Source organism: Nocardia salmonicida (assembly GCF_036142455.1).
Lineage (GTDB): Bacteria > Actinomycetota > Actinomycetes > Mycobacteriales > Mycobacteriaceae > Nocardia > Nocardia salmonicida.
The window spans coordinates 4,975,073-4,995,929 of the sequence record NZ_CP108014.1 but is presented as its reverse complement, the minus strand read 5'-3'; the positions used below and the strand labels follow the sequence as shown (position 1 = coordinate 4,995,929).

Genomic DNA, 20,857 nt, shown 5'->3' with positions numbered 1-20,857 from the left:
TTTCTCAATTGCTCAGTCGGTAGGACCAGCCGCTGTTGGGCAGCGCGGTCGAGGTGGAAACGGTGTCGGTGCCGACGACGTCGTCGGCCTTGCCCTGTGCCAGCAGGCCGTAGGGGTCGAATTCCCGTTTGAACGCAGCCTCTTTCGGTCCCCACGGCTTCATGCCACTGGCGCCGAGGACGGGCGTGTGGGTATTGGCGATGAACAGCCCGGCCTGCTGCAACTGTGCGGTGATCGCGGCCAGCTGTTGCTGACTCTCGAACTCGAATACCGGCGAGCCCTGGCACGACAGGCCACCGTCGATCCGCTTCATCTCCAGATGTAGCGGGCCGAGCTCGGCGAAGTCGCGGTGAATCCGCAGGATCGACTCGTACAGGTTCTGCTGCGGGTACAGCGCGAGCAGTCCGATCAGCTTCTTGTTGCGGCGCTGGTAGTGCATCATCGAATGGCCCCAGGTGAATTCGTACAGCGGTGCGCCGTAGGCGCCCTTGCCCTCGAGACAGCGGTAGCGGATCCGGCCGCCGTTGGCGTGCACGAGATCCTCCACATTCGGCACCGACTGCACGGCCGCCATCAGCAGCACCATCGCCTCGCCGTCTGGTACGAGACCCGCCAGATCGGGGAAGTACTGCGGGAGTGGATGTGCGTGGGGCGAGACGACCTTCTTCAGCACACCGTCGCTGTTGCAGATGTCGACCGAAAACCGTGCGGCCTGTTCGAATTCCGGGAACGAGATCACCAGCTCGTGCCATTCCCAGGCCGGGGAGACCGGGAGCTCGACCTCGGTGATGATGCCGTTGGCGCCGTAGGCGTGGTGCACGGTGTTCACATCGCGCCCGCGCAGTTCGATCAGGCGCGGATGTTCTTCCACCGTCATCACTTCCAGCGCGGTGATATTGCCGGTGTCACGCAGAATTCCCCACTGGCAGCTGCCGATTCCGGCGTGTCCGCCCGCGATGTAGCCGCCGATGGTGGCCTGCTGCGAGGTGGACGGATGCATGCGCAACTCCCAACCCGACGGGCGGATCGCGGCGTCGATATCGGCCACCACCGTGCCGGTGAGCGCCCGTACGGTGCGCGGGATCTGCCTGCCGCGATCGCCGTGCCAACCGAGGACCCCGGCCAGGGCGGTCACGTCGATCACCGCGCCACCGCTGAGCGGCACGCCCTGCCCGAACTGCCCGGAACCCGCGCCGCGCACGGTGATCGGGATGCGATGGCGCGCGCACGCGGCGACGGCGGTGCGCAGTTCCTCTTTGTCGCGCGGGGCGATGAAGATCTCGGCGTTGCGGCCGCGCAACAGGTCTCGCAGCACCGGGCTCTGCGCGAAGCGGTCGCGGCTCTTGCTGCGTAACTTACGGGCGTCGGTGGAGTGGTCGATGGGACCGAGCTCGGTCCGCAGCTTTGTCAGGGCTTCGATAGGTGACATCGGGTAGTGCTCCAAGGTGTTTCGAGAGGGATGCCGGGACGTCCGGCATCGAGAATTCGGGTCAGAGCAGCGCGCGTAGAGCGGCGACGCGCTCGTGGATCGCGCCGGTGGCGGTGGGCTCGAAAAGTCCCGCCGATACGGTGCGCCCGCCCAACCGAACATCGGTGATGTTCGCAGCGGACAGCGCAAGTACGGTGTGCGCGTAGAGGTCTGGTGACAGGGGGCCCGTGCTCGGGCGCTCCGGATCGATGACGAGGAAGTCGGCGAACTTGCCCGGCTCCAGGCTGCCGACACGGTCCTCGACACCGAGCGCTTCGGCACTGCCGAGGGTGTGCATCCGCAGGATCTCCCGGCTGCTCAACACCGTCGCGTCCCTGGCCGCCGCGCGCAACAGGTACAGCCCGGTGCGCATGTTCTGGAACGGATCGGCGACGTCGGCACTGGCCTGGCCGTCCACGCCGAGCCCGATCCGCAGGCCCGCGGCGCGATATCCGAGGATGTCGGGAACGCCGGAGCCGAGCCTGCCGTTGGACAACGGATTCCACGCCATGGCCGCGCCGCGCCTGCCCGCCTCGGCCACGATCTCGGGTGTGGTGTGGATGAAGTGCGCGAAAACCGTGTCGGGACCGACACTTCCGGTCGCCAGCAGTAGCGGGAAGTCGGCGCGCTGACGGTCGGCGGCGGCTGGATCCTCGAGATAGTGCAGGTGCTTGCCGATGCCGTACTCGGTCAGTAGTTCGGCTTCGGCGCGCATCTCGGGTTCGTCGAGCGGCCAAGTGGTGTTGTAGGAACGGCCGAGGATGTGCGGATCGTCGACCTCGGCGGTGATCTTCTGGAACTGTTCTATCCCTGCCCGGCGTTCGGCCGCGGTGTCCGTGCGAGAAGGACTGTGCGCGTAGACCGTTCGCTGTGGCAGATCCAGGGCGGCGCGCCACTGCCCGGCCGCACCGCCGCCGAAACTGTGCGTGTGGTTGCAGACCGTGGTGATGCCGTGGCGCAGGAGGTCGTGACCGCCGTGCACGGTGAAGGCGTACATGTCGGACTCGGTGAGCAGCGGGCCGTATCGCATGTGCAACTGCTCGATCCACCCGTAGGTGGAGCAGCCGTCGGCCAGGCCGCGGAACACCGACTGCCACAGGTGGCTGTGCGCCGAGACGAAGCCCGGCAGCACCAGCTTGCCCGCTAGATCCACCACAGTGGCGCCGGGCGGAATCTCGGGTGAACCGGGTCCGGTCGCGGTGACGACGCCGTTCTCGGCAGTAAGGAATCCCCGATAGGGTTCGGCCCCGTCGTGCACCGGCACGAACAGTCCGTCGACGAAAATCTCCACGGCGTACGCCTCCCAGCCACCAGGCTGATCAATCGATTTACCAACGAGGATCAGCGTGCCGGGACAGTGTTTCGTGGCCGTAAAGCGCGAATTGCGTTTTGTGCACCGGTCGCGGAAACCGGTGCCCGATCAGTCGGTGGAGTCGAGATCCGCGCGGGAGAGTGCGTCCTCCACGCGGCGCCGGGCACCGGCGAGATGCTGTTCACAGCGCGTAGCGAGGGCTTCGCCGCGTTCCCACAGCACCAGCGAGTCGTCCAGGTCGAGGCCGCCCTGTTCCAGCATCTTCACCACGTTGATGAGCTCGTCGCGGGCGCGTTCGTAGCCGAAGGTCGCGATCTCGGCCAAGGTGTCGGCAGCGGTGTTCTCGGAACCGGCGTCGGCCACGGTCACTTCCTCTTCTCGTCGGTGGTCTCTGGCGTCAGTCGCTGGGTGCCGAGTGCTGCCGCGGTGACAGCTCCGTCGGCGACCCTGATGCGGAGCTGGCTGCCTGCGGGGGAGTCGTCGATCGAACGCACGACATGGCGTTCGGGACCGGCGACGCGCTGCACGACAGCGTAACCGCGGGCCAGCGTGGCGGCCGGACCCATGGCGGTGAGCTTCTCGCGCAGATGCAGGGTGGTCGTCGACTCGCCGCGCAGGAGCTGTTCGACATTGCGTCGCGCGGCGGTGCGCAAGCGCTCCAGCTCGTCGTGGCGGTGGTTCAGCTCGCGCAGCGGATCGGCGAGGACGGGACGCGATCGCAACTGCGTGATGGTGTGCGCCTCGCGCTGGACCCAGCCGCGCAACGCGGCCGCCGAGCGTGCGCGCATGTCCCGGACTCCGGCCAGTTCGGCGGCGGCGTCGGGGACGATGCGTTTGGCGGCGTCGGTGGGGGTGGCCGCGCGCAGGTCGGCGACCAGGTCGAGCAGCGGGTTGTCGGGTTCGTGGCCGATGGCGCTGACGATCGGGGTGCGGGCGGCGGCGACCGCTCGGCACAGTGCTTCGTCGGAGAAGGCCAGCAGGTCTTCGACGCTGCCGCCGCCGCGAGCCAACACGATCACCTCGACGTCGGGGTCGCCATCCAGCTCGGCCAAGGCTTCGAGCATCTGCGGTACCGCGGTCGGACCCTGCACCGCGGTGTTCCGGATGACGAAACGGACTGCGGGCCAGCGATTCTGGGCCACAGACAAGACGTCACGTTCGGCCGCGCTCGCCCGTCCGGTGATCAGCCCGATCGTCGCGGGCAGGAACGGCAACGGTCGCTTGAGCCGGGCATCGAACAATCCCTCGGCTGTCAACAGGGCTTTCAATCGTTCGATCCGCGCCAGCAGCTCTCCGATGCCGACCGCGCGAATCTCGGTGACCCGCAACGAGACCGTGCCTCGACCGGTGAAGAAGTGCAGTTTGCCGTAGACGACCACACGGCTGCCCTCGGTCAACGGCACCGGCAGCCTGCGCAACAGATCGGGATCGCAGGTCAGCGACAGCGACATGTCCACCGAGGCGTCGCGCAACACCAGGAACGCGGTGCGGGTGCCGGGGCGCAGATTGATCTGGGTGACCTGCCCCTCCACCCAGATGCTGCCGAGCCGCTCGATCCACTGGGCGACCTTCACCGCGACCGAACGCACCGGATACGGCTGCTCCGCCGAATTGGCCGGAGCGCCGGTCTGCGCGACGCCGTCCTGAGTCATAGGTCAGTTCTACGCGGAGCTACCGACACAACCAAAAAGCGGCCGCATCCGTTGTGTTGGATTGCGGCCGCCTCGACGGAAGGTCGGTTACTGCGCCTGGACGGTGGCGATGCGGTTGGTGAGCATCGTGACGAAGGGGGCGCGGGCGCGGGTCTGCTGTTCGAAGTCGAGCAGCTGGGCCAGTTCCTCGACGGTGAGCATCCGCAGCCGGGCGCGCAGCTGGGCCAGCGTCATCGCGGGGTAGTCGTAGCGGATAGCGACCTCGGGGGCTACGACCTCCTCCTCGGTGGGCTTCTCAGCGGGCTCGATGACCTCTTCCTCGGTCTCGAGCAGCAGCAGCGGCGCGGGCACGACCTTGCCGTTGGTCTGCGGGGCGTCGGCCTCTTCGAACAGATCGAAGCGGCTGGTGTGGCCGTTGGCGGCGGGCGCGGGCTCGATGTCCTCGTCGAAGGTGGCCCACTCGGGCTGCTCGGCCGGAGCCGAACCCAGCCGCTCGAACACACCGTCACCCTTGAGCGCGAGGCTGGTGACGAACTGCTGCATATGCATCGTGGTCTGCAGCACGCGACTGAGCGCGGTGATCGGGAAATTGACCGCGGCGACGGGCAGTCGCCGGGTCTCTTCTAAGGCATACACGGCGGCGCCGGCGGCCACCCTGGCCAGGAACGGAGGTCGAAACATGACCCCAGCCTGCCGCAAACCGAGTGTGATGCAAAGGTCCAGCCCCCAGTTATGTGACTTTCGCCCCTTGATCCGACCTGATCCGGCCCGTCGCACGCACGTAAGCTGTGGAATATGACCTCGGCAATCCCCTTGAACGTCGGTATCACGCGCTCCGCGGGCGCGAAGGCTGCCGGTGGCAAGCGCGTGCTGCTGGCCGAGCCGCGCGGCTACTGCGCAGGCGTCGACCGCGCCGTCGAGACCGTGGAGAAGGCTCTCGAGAAACACGGCGCCCCGATCTATGTGCGCAAGGAGATCGTGCACAACCGCCACGTCGTGGAAACGCTACGTGAGCAGGGCGTGATCTTCGTCGACGAGACCGACGAGGTGCCGGAGGGCGCGCTGGTCGTGTTCTCCGCCCACGGCGTCGCGCCGATCGTGCACGAGACCGCCGCGCAGCGGAACCTGCGCACCATCGACGCCACCTGCCCGCTGGTCACCAAGGTGCACCAGGAAGCCAAGCGCTTCGCCCGCGACGACTTCGACATCCTGCTGATCGGCCACGAAGGCCACGAGGAAGTCGAAGGCACCGCCGGAGAGGCGCCCGAGCACGTGCAGCTGGTCGACGGGCCCGACTCGGTGGACAAGGTGACCGTGCGCGACCCGTCGAAGGTGATCTGGCTGTCGCAGACCACGCTCTCGGTCGACGAGACCATGGAGACCGTCGAGCGGCTGCGCGAACGCTTCCCGACGCTGCAGGACCCGCCCAGCGACGACATCTGCTACGCCACCTCCAACCGCCAGACCGCGGTGAAGGCGATGGCGCCCGAATGCGATCTGGTGATCGTGGTCGGTTCGCGCAACTCGTCGAACTCGGTCCGACTGGTCGAGGTGGCGCTCGGCGCGGGTGCGACCGCGGCCTATCTGGTCGACTACGCGCGCGAGGTCGATCTGGCCTGGCTCGAGGGCGTGCAGACCATCGGCATCACCTCCGGTGCTTCGGTGCCGGAGATCCTGGTGACCGGGGTGCTCGACCTGCTGGCCGAGCACGGCTTCGGCGAGGTACAGCCGGTGACCACAGCCAACGAAACCCTGGTCTTCTCCCTCCCCCGCGAACTCCGGCCTGCCCGCTCCCCCGCCTCCCCGTGACTTCAAGCCAGACCTAGGTCGCCGGAAGATTCGCGTTGGCGGCCAGACGGTGATTGTTGCTTGGTTAGCCCGTACCCGGTGAGTTACCAGTGTGCTCGCTTAAAAGGTTACGACTGGTCACGGTGCCCACGATGCCAACTGACCGGTGTCCGATTGCCATCTAATTGTCAAAAATCCGGCTGACGTGCACGTTTGTGGAATTGATGAAAACGGTTTCCGTTCCCCCTGCCCAGCCGGGGACAGCTACGCAGACGTATGCAAAGACACACTGACACATCCGCCAGTCGGGCGGGCGAGGTGTGTTGGGTTCCACACCTGGGATTGACACGGCCGAAGAGGTGACACGACACGGTGTTACCCCTTCGACCTGCCGCACTGCTGGCAGCTGCGCCGCGTCCGCCCTCACCACTGCGCCATCCTTCTCCAACGCGCGCAGCCCCGCGTACCGCCGACCATCATCCGACTGGTGACGCTGGTCGGTCGAACTGCTCCACAAAAGGGGTGACTCAGCTACTGAGTGTTCAGCGCAGTGGTCCCAGCGATGGTGGGTCGTTCAACCCCGGCGGGCCGAGCCCACGGCTGCCTGGCGAGTTACCCAGCGAGCCGAGCGCGTCGCTGCCCAGCGAGTTACCCAAGGTGCCGAGCCCATCTCGGCTGTGTCCAGGAGAAGCTGCCTGACCGGGATTCTGGTCTTCCAATTCTGCGAGCCGGGCGACCAAGGCGCTGTGGAGTCGGGCACGGCCGATGGGCGAATTCCACCTCACGACACCCTCGTCCGAACTGCCGAGATGCAGGTCCGGCCCCATGTCCTGGGCACCGTAGACCCTGTCAAGGGTCCAGCCGCCGTCCTTGTACACCATGAGCGAGTTCAAGGGGTCGCGGTCCAGAGCGCCGCTTAGCTCCCAACCGGTACCTCTGTCGGTGGACCCTAACACCACATGCTGCGGTGGGATGTTCATGCGGCGAACTGTCGACCAGAACTCGCGAACGACCTCATCGACGGTAGCCCAGTTCTGTTGGTAGAGCGCCTGTGCCCGATTCGCCTCAGCGGCTCGTGATTCCCGGTACCGCGCCAGATCATCAGCCATGCCCACACTCTGAGGATACCGCCGCGCCTCAGGGCTCTCAGGCATTCGTCGCGGTCCTGTGCCGGTACGGAGTCCGCGCGGCCTTGAGCTCGCGATCGCCTTGGGCGAGGGACCGAGGTTGGTCGGTCACGCTGTAACACGCGTTACGTGCTGCGCCGCGCTGCACTCGGACGGCCGAACTGTTCGACTACGTTGGCCGTGTTCAACAGCCGGGACACGTGCGAGGGATACCAGCGGCGCCCGCCACCCGGTGTGGGGATTCCCAGGGCATTGAGCTCGGAGACGATGCCGCGATAGCTGATTCCTTCGCGATGCATGTTCACGATGAGCACGAGAACATCATCCGGGCACATGCGGGGGCGTCCTCGGCGGCACCCGGTCATCGACGGCTCCTGCGAGCACCGCGCCGAGATCGACCGCCGGGACCGGTACGCAAAAGAGCATTGATTAGGGCCATCAACGCGCCGAGAGCTGCGTCGAAGATCCGCATCGCGCGGTCGCTGCGGAGGTTGCTTCCGAACACGGCGACCATGGCGGCCAGCGAAACCAGAAGCGTGAGTAGTGCTACCGGCATGAGAACCGTAGCGGTGAGGATGATCGGAGCGAGGTCCCACGTCGTGTGGGCCTCGCCGAGATGGGTCAGCAACGTGCACTCCCGTGTGGATTCGGAGCGCGACGCCCGTATCAGTATGTAGGCGCGCTCCGTAGGTGGGTTCGAGTCGGCTGTTCACCAGCCGAGTTCGGCCCACGGCACACGCGGGGGGACGCTGTGACGACCTGCCCCGGTCGGCGTGTACCTGCACAACGGCGCAGCATGTTGTGGCGCAAGCTGGTTCGTGCCTGTCGCGTGGCGTCGAGTTGACGAGCGCGCTGAGTCGACGAGCACAGGTAGCCCACACCCACGACGCTGCGGGCTTGGTGCATTACCTGCCAGGACTGGGCGTAGGCGAGCTCGAAAGCACGTGCAAATACCGAGGCAGCCCGGGACTTGCCGGATCCGGCGTGCGCGTGCCCGATGAACGCACGCTTGAGTCCGCGGAACCAGCTCGTCGCGCTGTCGAGCTTGAGCTGGTACTCACCCGCCCAGTTGCGGCCCGGCTCGGGCAGCTGAGGCTCGTTTCGGCGGTGCGTCGCGATGGTCGCGGTCACCGCTTCGTACGTCTGGGGCGAGTGGCCCAAGAGCGCCCAAAAATAATGCTTGAGGTCGGTCCCGGACATGTTGGCGGAATTGCCGAGCGCGCGCCGCTCTACCTCAATGACTCCGATCCGCATTGCGGCCAGGCTGAAAGAAGGAGCATCAGCGATCCACCACCGACCCGCTTCGTCCGCCGCAACTGTCCACGGTCGACGCCACTTCGGCTCAGCCGCGATCGTGCTGAGATTGGCATTGTTGAGGAAGACGCCATCGGAGATAGCCGTCGTCTGTCTGGCAGCGAAGGGGCCGACCTCGGGGTGCCAACTCCTTCCGTATTGGCGGGAGAGAAGCTTTCCGAGGTCCGCAAGCGTCAGCACCCTGAGGGAGTCGACTGTCGCGGTGTACGTGGACACGGAGAACAGCGTAGACACGAGGTCGGACTGTTCCGGGAATTCATCGGCAGGCAAGCATCGGTGTCGGTGGTCTCAGACCTGATCTGGATACTCCTGTGCCCGGTCGCGCTGACAATCCACGGTCTGGCTACTCGGCGGAGACGTACTGGTGTGCTGGGTGTGCTGCCGACTCGGTGCGAATCAGCCAGCATCGCGGTGGCGGCGCGGATGGCGTCTCGTATCGGGTTACCCAGGTCGGGTCGGGGCGACAATCCGGACCTGGTACTTGGAGTCGGCCGGGATCAACGCTACGAAGGACAAGCCCAACCGGCCTGCTGGCCCAGAATCGGCTGCGGCCGTCGAGGTCACGCGAGGATAGTGGTCGAACGGTTCACCACGCTCGCTGCTGTCGATGCGTCGCACCAAGCAGCGCCAGCCGCAGAGAGTTGCCTGGCTACGATGCAGCTCAATGGATCTCGGTGTCTCCAGAGGGGGCGGTGAGGTCGTTCGCCTGACCCTGTTGACGTCGGCGGCGTAGCCATCGACTCCCGACCACAGTGGTAGCCAGGCCCCCGCCCCCGACAGCGAGTGCCCAGGACGGGCTGGCTGCCGCACAGAGGTAGAGCGCGATCACCGCGATGACGACGACCACGGCGAAGTAGCCGACGTGGTCCCAGCTCCAATGCCCGCTCGACATCAGCTTGAACTGGCGGTCGATCAGGTCGATCAGGTTGGCTGGGGGCGTGTCGGCGCGGACCAGGGCCAGACAGGCCGGTGACCCGCACTTGCGGCAGCGGCTGTGCGGGAGGCCTGTGTTGTCGGACGCAGGGGTGTGCATGTGGTCCTCTCATCTTGTTGTCGCCCCCGTCCTAGGCGGTGACCAGCCCAAAACCCCCGCGCTGGCGCGTTTTAGAGGTCTTTTCCCAGCGAGGGGGTTTGTGGGGGAACCGGCCCTATAAGGGTCATGTCGGCGCGCTCGGATCGCGCCTGTATCTCGGGTGCCGAGCGCGCCCGGCTCGTCATGATGTGGGTTAGCTGAGGAGGACGAATGGGCGCATCGAGAGATGCGGTACCCAACCCGAAGAGCAGGCGTGGCGATGTTCCGATCGAGGACATCGCCGCGCCCCTCCTCGGTGGCGCTGCCGATGCCATAGCTGGGCGTGATGTCGAGGAAGGCACCAGGTTCAGGGCATCGGCGGCACTGTCCGACCTCGTCGGCGAGGACCCCGAAGATGAGATCGACGCCGGAGTCGAACGGTTGAAACGCCTCGACGCGGACGCCGAGATGGTCGGACTGGTCCGTGCTTCCGGGGCGCAGAGCCCGGAATGGTGGTGTCTCGCCGAGCAATTGCTCAAGTACGGCACCTCGACCATGGAGGCCCTCGTTTGTAGTCGTCGCATCTACAAACAGTTCCGACGACTCGGCGCACACCCGCAAGTGCAAGAGCGCGACCAACGCAGACTCGCAGAGGACACCTTCTATCGCCAAGACCTCATCGACGACGCTGTCTTCCAGGCGCTGCACAAGCTCTGTCAGGAGATCCTCGCCGGAACCGGCTGGAATCCCGCCGGCGGCTCGCTATTGGCCACCTACTTCGTGAACAAGTGCGTGCTGGCGTTCGCCGATGTGTTGCGCAAGAACCTCAAACCAGGCAGGCGCCACTACGAGTTTCCGCGGTGCGGCCCGGAGATCGGCTTAGACCTCGAACTGCCACCTGGCCAGCAACGGATGGCGATGTTCGCCGACCCCGAGCTGACCGCCATGAACAACGACGTTCTCCGCCAACATTTCAAGACGCTCGACACCGACGAAGACCGGGCGGTCGTCTTGTACAAGGCTCACAGCTACACCGAAGCGGAGATCGCCGAGATCCTGGGGCGCACAAGGAAGTCCATCGAGCGTCGTTGGGCCCGACTTCGGTCATCACACGCATGGATCAACAACCTCTCCATCTCCTCAGTGAGGAACCCGTCATGAACGTGAACCGACCCGCCAGCAGCAACGGCGATCCGAACGCAGAGCGGATCGCCCGGATGGAAGCACTCATCGAGCGGTCCTCACTCGGCACGGACGGGGCCCGCGCGCTCCGCGACCGCGCCTCCCGGCAGACCAGCGACCGGATACGCCGACGTCTTGCCACACTCGATCTCCGGGCCACGCTCGGCGCTGTTGTCACCGAAGACCTTGGGTCGCCCCGCCGAGCAGATAGTTCGACCTATTTTATCCAGCAAGTCAACGGGGTGAAAACTGATACGGACGAATTGAGGAACTGCGACAAGTCTGTTCAACCGCACAGCTCCCCACCCCGGGACGTAGTGCCAGATTTTGAAGTGTTTCCCCGTTCACGCACGGACGATGCCCACCCAGGTGTAAGACTTGACAATGCCCCCAATCTTGAGATTCCGGCCATCTGGTATCACCTTGGCAATGCAGTCAGACCTGGATCAGATCTGGATGGATGGCGACCCCTCAGGGTCCAGTCAGAAGATGCCTTGCAGTACATAAGAAGACTATTGAACAAACCCTTCTTGCGTGGACACTCTGCGCAGTATCCATATGGATACTTCACCTCATCTCCACGCTATTCGGAATGCCTCGACGTTTTCGAGTCCTTTACAAGAATATTGTCGATGAGACTGACATCGGGACGTCCACCGGAGCCTGCCACCGAATCAGGCCGGTCCGCATCCGAGACAGCCGCGTGCCTTTCCCTGTTGCTCTTTGTCGACGGTCTCGATGAATTTCCCCGTCCACCAGGTCACACGGGGAGTAAGGATGGAAACCAGCACTTGTGTCGATGGGCGGACGAGCAGAGAGCGACCACGTTTAGCTCATCGCGACCTCCCAGTGGCGCCGATGCGGTTTTTACGTGCCAAGATATCGACGGGCAACATCGCACGCACATAGTTCAAGCGAAAAAATTGCCGGATTACGTCTCCAAGGGGGTGCTGATACACCACAAAGTCTCGGCCATCTTGAATGAACGTCACGTCGAACGCTCGAAATCAATCCTGGAGTCTTCGCTGTCTGCCCGTGTTTGCAATCTATGGCCAGAGGATCGCTTGACTTTTAACGTCGATCTGAAGTTCGGAGATGATCCGAAACCGGTCGGTTCAAAGCTGTCTCGCAGCACACTGAACGGGCTACTGACTTTGATGGTCAAACACTGGGGGTCAAGCGAACCGGTCAGAGACTTGACTTTTAACGATAGTAAATGGCCTAGACAAGACGAGATGCTGATGATCACCTCGAGGTCCGAGCACGACGGGTTCTTGTTGTCGGCTTTCGGGGCGATCGAAGGCGCGCATACGAGAGATATCGAAAGGTCTCTTGTAGACAGTCCGAAGGAGCTTCGCGATGTCGCTGAAGAGTTCGCCTCCGAATTGGAAAGCTCTGACGAAGATTTCGGCATACCCAAATCGATAATTGTCGTCGACGGGATCGATACGGAGTCCCCGTTGATCCGCGTGGATGGATATCTGACGGCCCAAGGACATGTCCGATAGACGGGAGGGTGGCACCGCGTTTCGCAGTGCCACCCGCTCCCGGCCGATATCGCCGTGTGGTCTAGCCAGCGCGGTGTCGTGCGACCTCATTCAGCGCGGGCCCGAGCTTGTCGCCGATCAAGGCGGTCACATCGGCGTGTGGCTGGTGACGTCGCACATACGATTTCCGTAGTACCCGTGAGGTGTTGCCGAGTTGGTCGGCAACTTTGGTGACGTCGAGTCCGGCGGAGATGCCTTCGGTGCCGAGATGCTTGCGCAAGCTGTGCGGCGATACCCCTTCGGGCAGTTCGAGCGCGGACGCCAGTCGTCGCCAGCGGCTGCTCATACTCTTGAGGTTGCGTATTCCGCCGTCGTCGAGGTCGCGGCCGCCGCCTGCCCGAGCTCCGGATCGCCCGCGGCACCCGCTTCGTCGAGGTCCTCGGCCAACGAGTCCTTCTTCGGCTGCGAGTCCGGCTTCTTCTCCACCGCCGAAACATCCACGTCGGCGTACTTACGCGAGAGCAAACCCTTTAACCCGACGTAGGCGTCCTTGACCACCTGCGTCGCGGTATCGCCCACCCCCGCGACCGCGCCCGCCGCGATCGCCGAAACCACCACTGCCGTAGCCGGATCCATACCCGCGATCCTGCCACCGCAGCCCCGCGCAGCGCAGCTATACGTCGTCCATGCCTTCCTGCGTTCGAAAAACAGTCTTGGTCTCAACGGTCAGCGCATCGTTGGCTGCCAGAATAGCGGTCGATCCTGACGTCATTCGTCGGTGAATCTCGACAGCGGTCACAGCGGTCACAGCGAGCCAGATGCCCTATCGGCGAAAATCGACGTCACGATCGAAGCTGGCATCCGCTGAGGGCGTTTCGAACCGCGCACTACGCGGCGTGACAGTGCGTGGCGCGTTCATGCTGGCTCGGTTCCGAAGCGGGCGAGGTAATGCCAGACCTTCTTGAGCGCCTGCGGGTCATATCGACCCGACTGCGCGGCTCGCCCAATGAGGCGGGCGTCCAATAAACCATCGACAGCCAGCGAGACACCCAACTCGACATCCTGTGCACCTCGATACTCGGAATGCCGCAGCAGGCCGTCGATGCTGAGCCGGAATCCGTTGTGCCACTCGACAGGGCAGGGCAACCGGCGCGCAATGGCTTCAAGTTCGGTGCCCCGGTGACTGGGGTCGAGCACAATCGCCTCCACGTCCCGATCGAGTTGGACCGGACCATGGATATGTGCCTCGACGTAGTTGTCGAGTGCATCCTGGTCATCGGCCTCGGCCAGTTCGATGAGACCCATGCTCGACGCCACACCGAAGTTCGAGGGGTCCAGGTAGCTGTCGGGATAGCAGAACGTCGCGCGGTCTAACACGGCCGCGGTCAGCCGCAGGTGCGCCGAGCCGAACCGTGGTGCAGCGCCGACCGACGAGCGCCGAAAGTTCAACGCGCCGTAAACCGGCCGATCTTCCCTAGGTGCGTGATCGTACGCGCCGCCGAACATCCGGCTCTCCCAGTGCCAGCGGTCGCCACCAGGGTGCGCGGTCAACCCGCCGTTGCTCGTACCGGTGACGAATTGCGAACGGTAGTTCCCGTCATCGACCAGAGCTTCGAGAATCAACCGATCGGTAGCAAGCCAATCCGGATGAAAGTTCACCGTCACCGACACCGACGAATTCAGCAGGGGCCCCGCAGATCTCGAAGCTACGTATGCCACTGCCACCGCCTGCACGGCACCGCCGACCGAATTTTCCCCTCGCATTCCATACAGTCTGCTCAAAGGCGAACCACATGCAACTCGGTAGTTGAGTGCATTCGCCGGCTGGTGCCCCGCCCCTCCGGATCGCGCGGGTCGCGGCATGAGCGTGCGTCTTGAGCCGCGTCGCGTGCAGCCCTGAATCGGGTCGCGCCCAGCTGCGATCACGGGATGTTCTGTGCCTGAGAGGGTTTTATTCGCTCCCGGGAAGTCGTGGTTCCGCGTCGGGTGAAAGCCGTTCGATGCCGGGAGCGTCGATCGGCCCCGGGCGAGTTTCGACCAAACAGCCGATGGCTCGTTGCCACGCGTCCTCGGGTGAAAACGGTTCGCTGCCGGGAGGATAGATCGGCTCCGGGCGAGTTCCGAACAAGTAGTCTCGGAAGGCTCGCAGGTACTTGTCCAGGTCACGTTGATCGGCGAACCTGGTTTCGGTCGGGTCGAACCACTCGTCCGGTGTCGGCCGCCACCAGATCATGAAGTCGAGGGCCTCGCGCACCAAGGCCCCGTAGGTCGGATCCGCAGCGCAGGCCCGGCGCAGCGGCGGGGCGGAATGCCGCATTCCATGACCGCGCTCGGCGCGGTGCATGCCCATCAGCGGCCACAGCAGGCCATCGATATGCGGGATTTCGTCCCACCATGTGGTTTTCGTGCGCGGATTCGCGTTAGCCCGCACGCGGCGGTGTGCTGCGGTGACAGGTGCCGGGTAGTCGCAGGGTGCTCCCCGTCGGTCGATGTCGTGGGTCGGCCCGATTCCGAGGTTCACGGGTGGATACCAGACGCCGCGCCACACTGAAACGCCGAAATGGCTGGGATTCACCGGTAGTGGCTCGGCCAGCGAGACGTCGACGGTGATTCGGTGCACGGGTGGCAACAGTCCATCGGGGAACAGATCGGCGACCATCGACAAGCAATCCCGCACGTCGAAGCCGGTCACACCGACACCCTGCCAAAACCGGGCGTCGGTGCACTCGTGCGGGTCGAATTCGATCCAAAACCGCCGCGCCGTGGTCATCTGCGATTTCCTCCCACCGGCACTGATGTCGAACGTCGACCCGATGATCCCAGAGCCGATCAGCGTCCACCACTCGATAATCGGCAATAGAGTGCGTTCGCCGAAAAGGCTTCAGACATGCTCGTCCATGACGTCAGAATTCAGCGATACCAACAGATCTCAGCCGCGCCGGCGCTACCGACCCACCAGCCGCAGCTGCGCGCGTTGCGCGGCTGCGAGCCTCTCGGCGGGTGTGGCCCAGTCGAGCACCTGCCAGGGCCGATGGTTAAGTTTTCCGGCGATCTCGTCGAGGTCGTGCTGAGTAAACGCAAACAGGTCAGCGTTCTTGTGCAGGTACTGACGTAAGAGACGGTTCGTGTTCTCGTTGGTGCCGCACTGCCACAGATGATGAGGATCGCAGAAGTACACCGGCATCGCCAACTCCTCGGTGATCACGGTGTGAGCGGCCATTTCTCTACCTCGGTCCCAGGTCAGCGACCTGCACATGGACCCAGGTAGCCTGCCCATGCACTCGACCAGCGCCTTGGCGACCACATCGGCTTTGTACCCGTCGGGCAGTGCAACAACCAGTGGGTAACGCGTGGCGCGATCTACCGGCGTCGCCCCCGCCGAGGGACGTATCCCGAACACCAAATCCCCCTCCCAATGCCCAGCCGACTCGCGCGTATCCGCTTCGACGGGACGGTCATGAATGGAAACCATGTTCCGGATCCGGCCGCGCCCTTGCGAGCCGGCTTTGCGGCGTGGCCGCCGAAACGGGCGGTCGCTACGCAGTCGATGGAACATGTTGCGGTCGAACACGTTCCGTGACGGCGTATACAAGTCGCGGTAGATCGTTTCGTGTGAGACCTGCGGCACCGCATCGCCGTGATGACAGTGTCGCAGCCACCCCGCGATCTGCTGCGGCGACCAATCCTGGGCCAGCTTCGCGGCGACCATCTCCCGCAGCACCGGATTGGTGGCGAGCTTGCTAGGTTTCGGTCGCAACGCGCGTTCGTAGGCGGCCGCATCGGCGACCGCGGCCCGGTATACCTCTCGACCGCCGTTGCGGGTGATCTCCCGCGACACCGTCGATGATGCCCTCCCGATCTGATCGGCGATCCTTCGGGCCGAGCGGCCTGCGGCGATACCACGTGAGATCTCCTCACGCTCGCCAAGAGACAGATGACCCGCACGCCGACACCGAGACGCCGGGCGGATCCCGCCACTCACACGCAGAAACCGTGAGATACGCGGATGGTTGCTACCTACTACACCGGCGATCACCCCGAGCGATTCCCCACCGCGCCAACCGTCCCAAATCCGCTCTCGCTGTTCAACACTGAACCCGCTACCCACCACACGCACCATCGCCTCCACAACCGGACATCATTCACCAGCGGTGATGCATTGACCGGTTGAGACCAAGAACGTTTGTCGAACACCCCGCCGTGGCGCGAGCGCGGGAGGGTGTGACTCGGAGCGATAGGTGGCGGCGTTTTCGCAGTGTCAGGTGGCGGCCGTGGTCCTTCCCCAAGGCACCTGTTCCATCCAGTAGAGGCGGAGCAGATGCCTTGGGTCCAGCTTGGCTGGCATAACTAGAAGTTCAGGCCTTCTGCCGGACGTGGAAGGAGCGCTCGAATGAAGACGGACAGGCGCTTGCGACCAGCATCACCGCTGAACTGCGATGCGGCGCCCGACGCGCCCGAGAGCCAGAATTCGGCACCGGTTACGGGCTGCGGTCCCTTGTCGGTCATGATCTCACCCGAAAGATTCGGGAGGTCTTTCATAACCTCGGCGTAGGCACTGGAGTCAGCGAGCGATTTCCCTTGGGCGCGAACGACTTCAATGACCTGCGGGAGCACGCGGTGCAGCGCGACCGTACCCTGGCCCTTTTGGATCGCGTAGTCCTTGGGGTTGTTGGCAGGGTCGAACGGGACAGGGAGTACGTCGGCGACGCCGGCCCAGTACGCGTTCAGAAGTTGGGCGATTTTGGCGGGCTCGGCCTTGGCCATCAATGGCATGTCGAGCAACGGGCGCAGTGACCGAACGAAGGCCGCCTGGGGAATGGTCAGCTGATCGCTGCGCTTACCCTTCTGGTTCGGAGCCTGAATACGGCCCGCCCATACGCCGCCCAGAGCTTCCAGTTCTTCCACCACCGTCTGTCCGCGAGTGATCCAGTCACGCCCCTCGAGTTCGAGGCGTTCGGCCAGATCCGGATCCTGGTCGGCCATCGACTTGAGCAACGACCATGCGAGGTCGGTACGCACCGACTTCGCGTTCGTATTGACCTCGTAGAACTCGGTCATCTCGTCGATCTCGGAAAGTCCCAGGTTGATCGACAGTGGGACTGCGAAGTCCTCGAAACCTTGGTAGTCGGTGAGCACAACCGCGAGCCCGTCAGCGCGGTGCTGGCCGTCGTAGACCCAGATGGGCAGGTCGTCGGGAATTTCGATGTAGCCGACCCCGATCCAGTCTCCGTCATTGCTCCGGGCTTCCTCGAAGCCCTCGTGGTCGTCTTCGATGACGATCGACAGTTTGGAGAAGTCTTCCTCCCGAATGTTGACGAGTAGCGGGTTGGGCATCCAGCCGCCTTTTTCGCCGTAGTACTTCGCAGCGCTGTTGACGCGGGCGGTCTGCGCTGTTCGTTGGTAGCCCTTCTTTGTGGAGGGGTTGTAGACATCCACTTTCTTGTGGCGGCCGAGATCTTCTGCTCGGATCGCCGTGAGCAGCATCGGTCGGCCGCGTTGGACGGTGACGGTCCCCTTCAGTCGAATGGTGCGACTAGTCGACAGTCTCTCAAGTGTTCCCATATCAGCTCCTGGTATAGCGAGCTGCATGTCAGCTCGATGATTGAGGTTAGCACACTTAGAATCGAGCTGCGTATCAGCTCGATGATGTCGAGCTGATCCATAGCTCGATCTATAAGGTCGGGATGAAAGCTCGGCATCTCGATGTCTCACGAACGATCGTTCGCGAGACACTTTGTCGCGCAAGATGTTCCGCAGGCCGATTGCGTAAAGGTTGCGTGTACACGGAGATGTCAACCGTCGGGGGTTCGTAAGACACTCCGCGCCTGCCGAAGCCACCCATGCCCTGCACTCGTTCGGGAGCTCTACTGCTGACAGATTGGTCTGTGACATCACCAGGTGTCACGTCGCGCGAACCGAGACCATGGGGACTACTTGCGGGTCTGGGCGCACAGGTGCCATCAACCAGACCATTTAATCGCCGCTGTCGCGGGCACCAACGGGAGGGAAACGGTCGCGCAGCGATCTGGGTTTCAATATGCGCAGGTCAGAGAGTCAATATTCCCTGACAATGCTGGTTGAGGTCGAACAAATGGCAAGCTGTCGACGTCTGGGAGCATGTACTCGCGAAAGCCCAGCTACTCCTACAGAATCCGCCCTGAACTGGGCTTTTAGGGTATTGGCAGGAGAATCTTCCAGATTCGGCGAGTGAGTCTCGTGAGTTACCCACGTGTGCTCGCTAAACGTATAAGCCCTGGTCGGGAGCCGACTGTACCGCGTCATTGGGGCGATCGCTTTCTACGATTTCTACGATTTTCCCAGGATCCTCAACCCGAGTGCCACTGCCAAATCGGCCCCGATGGGTCCCACAGCCAACCACGCTAGAGCAGGCATGGAGCGCACGCGTCAGAACCACTACTCGACCTCGGCGTGACACATCTGGAGCGATCAGATCCCTTCGAACTCACGACAACGACGGGGCAATCAGCGGCCGAGCTCACTTGACCGGATGCCGCCTCCGCTTTATGCTCGTAGTCAATACGGAGGCGGCATCCGTTTTGATACGGCCGCATGATCATCGGAGCAGGAGGGCGCATGAACGCCAGTGAACAGCGGGAGCGCAAGCCCCGCCCGGACGTCCAGCGCAACCGCGCTGCCCTACTGGAGACCGCGCAGCGTCACTTCCTGCGACACGGAGTCGGCACCTCGCTCGAGGCGGTCGCCAAGGAGGCGGGGGTCGGGCCCGGCACCCTGTACCGGCACTTCCCCACCCGGGAGGCGCTGCTGGCGGCCGTGCTGCAGACACGCTCCGAGAAGCTGGTGGCCCGCCGGGCGGACATCGAGCAGATCGGCGATGCCGGTGAAGCTTTGGAGCAGTGGCTGCGGGCGATGGAGGAGTACTTCAGTGCCTTCAGCGGGCTCCCGGACCCGCTCATGGCCGCGGCTAGGGCGCAGGATCCGGACAACCCGCTCACGATTCCCTGCGACATCTTCATCACCGCCACCGACAAGTACGTGGAGGTCGCGCAGAACGCGGGGCACGTGCGCGCGTCGGTTCGGGGGTATGACCTGTTCCTCGCCGCCTGTTCCATTGCCTGGATCAAGGGCAACGGCGCCGACGACGAGTCGCTGGACCGGCTCCGCACGCTCCTCGCGAGCGGCTACCGCGCGCGGGACGAGAAGGCGTAAATCACCGCGCCCCGGCTCGCTCGGTTCTGATCCGACAGAGCCTGGTACCGCGGTTTCATCTAGGAGGATTCAATGAGTTATTCGCCAACAGTCCTGCCCGCTGACGCTCGCCGCATTGTGGCGCAGGGTGATCTCGGCTACCTCGAGGCCGCCCGGTGGCACCGCGGGGCGCTGTGGTTCTCGGACATGACCCGCTGCAAGATCAGTCGCCTTTCCCCCGGCGAGCTGCCCGAGGATATCGCCGATGTGCCCGGGCGCCCATCGGGTCTCGGTTTCGATCCCGATGGGGCACCGATGGTTGTTTCCATCGACGATGACCGGCTGCTGCGCGTGGGAAGCAGCGGGTTGGAGGAACTCGCCGACCTCGCGTCGGTCGCGTTCAATCCCAACGACATGGCCGTGGACCGAGAGGGCCGTGCGTATATCGGTCCGCAGGGCTACGTTTTCGGAACCGATCCCATCGGCGTGGGTTTGATCATCCGCCATCCCGATGGCCGGATCGAGACGGGCGGCAAGGACCTCATATTCCCCAACGGCATCGCCATCTCAGGCGACGGGCGCACCCTGGTCGTCGCGGAATCGTTCCGGGCGCCACGGACCAGGCTCACCGCGTTCACCGTGATGGACGACGGTGCGCTGACAGACCAGCGCGTGTTCGCCGAATTCGGGTCACCGGATACCGATGCCATCGATGGCATCGCAATCGACAGTGAGGGTGCGGTATGGGCGGCCTTCCCGTGGATCGGTGAATTCCGGCGTGTCCGCGAAGGAGGCGAGGTCACCGACGTCATCCGAATCGACCCGGACACCGCGACATACCCCGACGGCGGCACTTTCGCGGTGGATGCCGTACTCGGCGGACCGGAGATGAAGACCCTCTACCTGCTCATCTCGGATACGAGCCCCGAGCGCCTCGTCAATGGCTTCGATGCCACGGGTCGGATCGAGGCCATCGAGGTCGAAGTGGCGGGAATCCGGGACTGACGGCAGTTCCGGTGCCGGCGCAAGCGTCTCCGCGACAACGTCCCAGAGCGCTACGTGCCCTCCCTGCGACAGCCATCCTGGAGAACGTCGTGGAGATGAATCCCGCCTCCCACCGCTGACCTGCCCGCCGCCCTCGTGCGCGAAATGACATGGGGCGGCCTCGGCGGCGCGTTCTTACACGACAATCCACGAACACCAAAAAGCGAACGCGAACAGCGCGCAGTCCCGCTCTACGCCAGAGTCTTGCCGTGCCGCTGCCCGCGAGCATCCGCAAGCCTGTCGGCTCCCACAAAGGCGTCCTGCACCCGGCCGCTGTTGCGGCTGCGCGCCATGGAAAGGAACC

The 20,857-nt window shown here is 64.2% G+C and carries 20 protein-coding genes; 5 read left to right on the top strand and 15 right to left on the bottom strand.

The genetic code is table 11. The features are described 5' to 3' along the window. Positions 1–4: 4 nt before the first annotated feature. The 5 genes from OHS03_RS23500 to OHS03_RS23480 form a co-directional block, all read right to left on the bottom strand. On the bottom strand, positions 5–1,429 hold the full coding sequence (locus OHS03_RS23500) for an FAD-binding oxidoreductase (protein ID WP_328657079.1): 1,425 nt from the start codon (positions 1,427–1,429) through the stop codon (positions 5–7). 61 nt (positions 1,430–1,490) lie between these two features. Next, positions 1,491–2,759: an amidohydrolase family protein gene (locus tag OHS03_RS23495; protein WP_328657076.1), complete on the bottom strand. Its 1,269-nt coding sequence runs from the start codon at positions 2,757–2,759 to the stop codon at positions 1,491–1,493. 129 nt (positions 2,760–2,888) lie between these two features. Further along, the gene (locus OHS03_RS23490; RefSeq protein ID WP_373864333.1) at positions 2,889–3,149 is read right to left on the bottom strand and encodes an exodeoxyribonuclease VII small subunit; all 261 of its coding nucleotides are present in this window, start codon (positions 3,147–3,149) and stop codon (positions 2,889–2,891) included. Continuing rightward, positions 3,146–4,432 (bottom strand): exodeoxyribonuclease VII large subunit, encoded by a 1,287-nt coding sequence (gene xseA / locus OHS03_RS23485; RefSeq protein WP_328657074.1) that lies wholly within the window; start codon positions 4,430–4,432, stop codon positions 3,146–3,148. Before xseA ends, OHS03_RS23490 begins: the two co-directional genes overlap by 4 nt. 87 nt (positions 4,433–4,519) lie before the next feature. Continuing rightward, entirely contained in the window at positions 4,520–5,113 is a 594-nt protein-coding gene (locus OHS03_RS23480; protein WP_328657072.1) for a lipid droplet-associated protein, read from the bottom strand. 114 nt (positions 5,114–5,227) lie between these two features. Here OHS03_RS23480 and OHS03_RS23475 point away from each other — a divergent pair, with 114 nt between their 5' ends. Beyond that, positions 5,228–6,241: a 4-hydroxy-3-methylbut-2-enyl diphosphate reductase gene (locus OHS03_RS23475; RefSeq protein WP_328657070.1), complete on the top strand. Its 1,014-nt coding sequence runs from the start codon at positions 5,228–5,230 to the stop codon at positions 6,239–6,241. A gap of 521 nt (positions 6,242–6,762) precedes the next feature. Here OHS03_RS23475 and OHS03_RS23470 read toward each other — a convergent pair. The 4 genes from OHS03_RS23470 to OHS03_RS23455 all read right to left on the bottom strand — a co-directional run bounded on the left by OHS03_RS23470 (position 6,763) and on the right by OHS03_RS23455 (position 9,694). Beyond that, positions 6,763–7,329 (bottom strand): hypothetical protein, encoded by a 567-nt coding sequence (locus OHS03_RS23470; RefSeq protein ID WP_328657068.1) that lies wholly within the window; start codon positions 7,327–7,329, stop codon positions 6,763–6,765. A 143-nt stretch (positions 7,330–7,472) separates the two neighbouring features. Then, positions 7,473–7,682, bottom strand: a complete 210-nt coding sequence (locus OHS03_RS23465; protein ID WP_328657067.1) for a recombinase family protein — start codon at positions 7,680–7,682, stop codon at positions 7,473–7,475. Between the two features lie 331 nt (positions 7,683–8,013). Next, positions 8,014–8,877, bottom strand: coding sequence for a hypothetical protein (locus OHS03_RS23460; protein ID WP_328657065.1), 864 nt, complete (start codon positions 8,875–8,877; stop codon positions 8,014–8,016). Between the two features lie 445 nt (positions 8,878–9,322). Continuing rightward, positions 9,323–9,694, bottom strand: coding sequence for a hypothetical protein (locus OHS03_RS23455; RefSeq protein ID WP_328657063.1), 372 nt, complete (start codon positions 9,692–9,694; stop codon positions 9,323–9,325). Between the two features lie 210 nt (positions 9,695–9,904). Between OHS03_RS23455 and OHS03_RS23450 the strand changes: the two genes are divergently transcribed. Both OHS03_RS23450 and OHS03_RS23445 read left to right on the top strand, forming a co-directional pair. Beyond that, positions 9,905–10,834 (top strand): RNA polymerase sigma factor, encoded by a 930-nt coding sequence (locus OHS03_RS23450; protein WP_328657061.1) that lies wholly within the window; start codon positions 9,905–9,907, stop codon positions 10,832–10,834. Further along, the gene (locus OHS03_RS23445) at positions 10,831–12,363 is read left to right on the top strand and encodes a hypothetical protein (RefSeq protein ID WP_328657059.1); all 1,533 of its coding nucleotides are present in this window, start codon (positions 10,831–10,833) and stop codon (positions 12,361–12,363) included. Before OHS03_RS23450 ends, OHS03_RS23445 begins: the two co-directional genes overlap by 4 nt. Positions 12,364–12,424: 61 nt before the next feature. Here the strand turns inward: OHS03_RS23445 and OHS03_RS23440 are convergent, their stop codons facing one another. The 6 genes from OHS03_RS23440 to OHS03_RS23415 all read right to left on the bottom strand — a co-directional run bounded on the left by OHS03_RS23440 (position 12,425) and on the right by OHS03_RS23415 (position 17,904). After that, positions 12,425–12,688 carry a hypothetical protein gene (locus OHS03_RS23440; RefSeq protein WP_328657058.1) on the bottom strand — a complete coding sequence of 88 codons (264 nt, stop codon included), beginning with the start codon at positions 12,686–12,688 and terminating at the stop codon, positions 12,425–12,427. After that, positions 12,685–12,978, bottom strand: a complete 294-nt coding sequence (locus OHS03_RS23435) for a Het-E N-terminal domain-containing protein (RefSeq protein WP_328657056.1) — start codon at positions 12,976–12,978, stop codon at positions 12,685–12,687. Before OHS03_RS23435 ends, OHS03_RS23440 begins: the two co-directional genes overlap by 4 nt. A gap of 279 nt (positions 12,979–13,257) precedes the next feature. Next, entirely contained in the window at positions 13,258–14,013 is a 756-nt protein-coding gene (locus OHS03_RS23430) for a DUF3626 domain-containing protein (protein ID WP_328657054.1), read from the bottom strand. Between the two features lie 280 nt (positions 14,014–14,293). After that, positions 14,294–15,112 (bottom strand): hypothetical protein, encoded by an 819-nt coding sequence (locus OHS03_RS23425; protein WP_328657052.1) that lies wholly within the window; start codon positions 15,110–15,112, stop codon positions 14,294–14,296. A 174-nt stretch (positions 15,113–15,286) separates the two neighbouring features. Beyond that, positions 15,287–16,462: an IS30 family transposase gene (locus OHS03_RS23420; protein ID WP_328664377.1), complete on the bottom strand. Its 1,176-nt coding sequence runs from the start codon at positions 16,460–16,462 to the stop codon at positions 15,287–15,289. Positions 16,463–16,689: 227 nt separating this feature from the next. Continuing rightward, a complete protein-coding gene (locus OHS03_RS23415; protein WP_328657050.1) occupies positions 16,690–17,904 on the bottom strand; it encodes a DGQHR domain-containing protein in 1,215 nt (404 codons plus the stop codon). A 1,032-nt stretch (positions 17,905–18,936) separates the two neighbouring features. Between OHS03_RS23415 and OHS03_RS23410 the strand changes: the two genes are divergently transcribed. Both OHS03_RS23410 and OHS03_RS23405 read left to right on the top strand, forming a co-directional pair. Continuing rightward, complete coding sequence (locus OHS03_RS23410; protein ID WP_328657048.1) at positions 18,937–19,530, top strand: TetR/AcrR family transcriptional regulator; 594 nt, start codon at positions 18,937–18,939, stop codon at positions 19,528–19,530. A gap of 72 nt (positions 19,531–19,602) precedes the next feature. Next, positions 19,603–20,514, top strand: coding sequence for an SMP-30/gluconolactonase/LRE family protein (locus tag OHS03_RS23405; protein ID WP_328657046.1), 912 nt, complete (start codon positions 19,603–19,605; stop codon positions 20,512–20,514). Positions 20,515–20,857 lie beyond the last annotated feature (343 nt).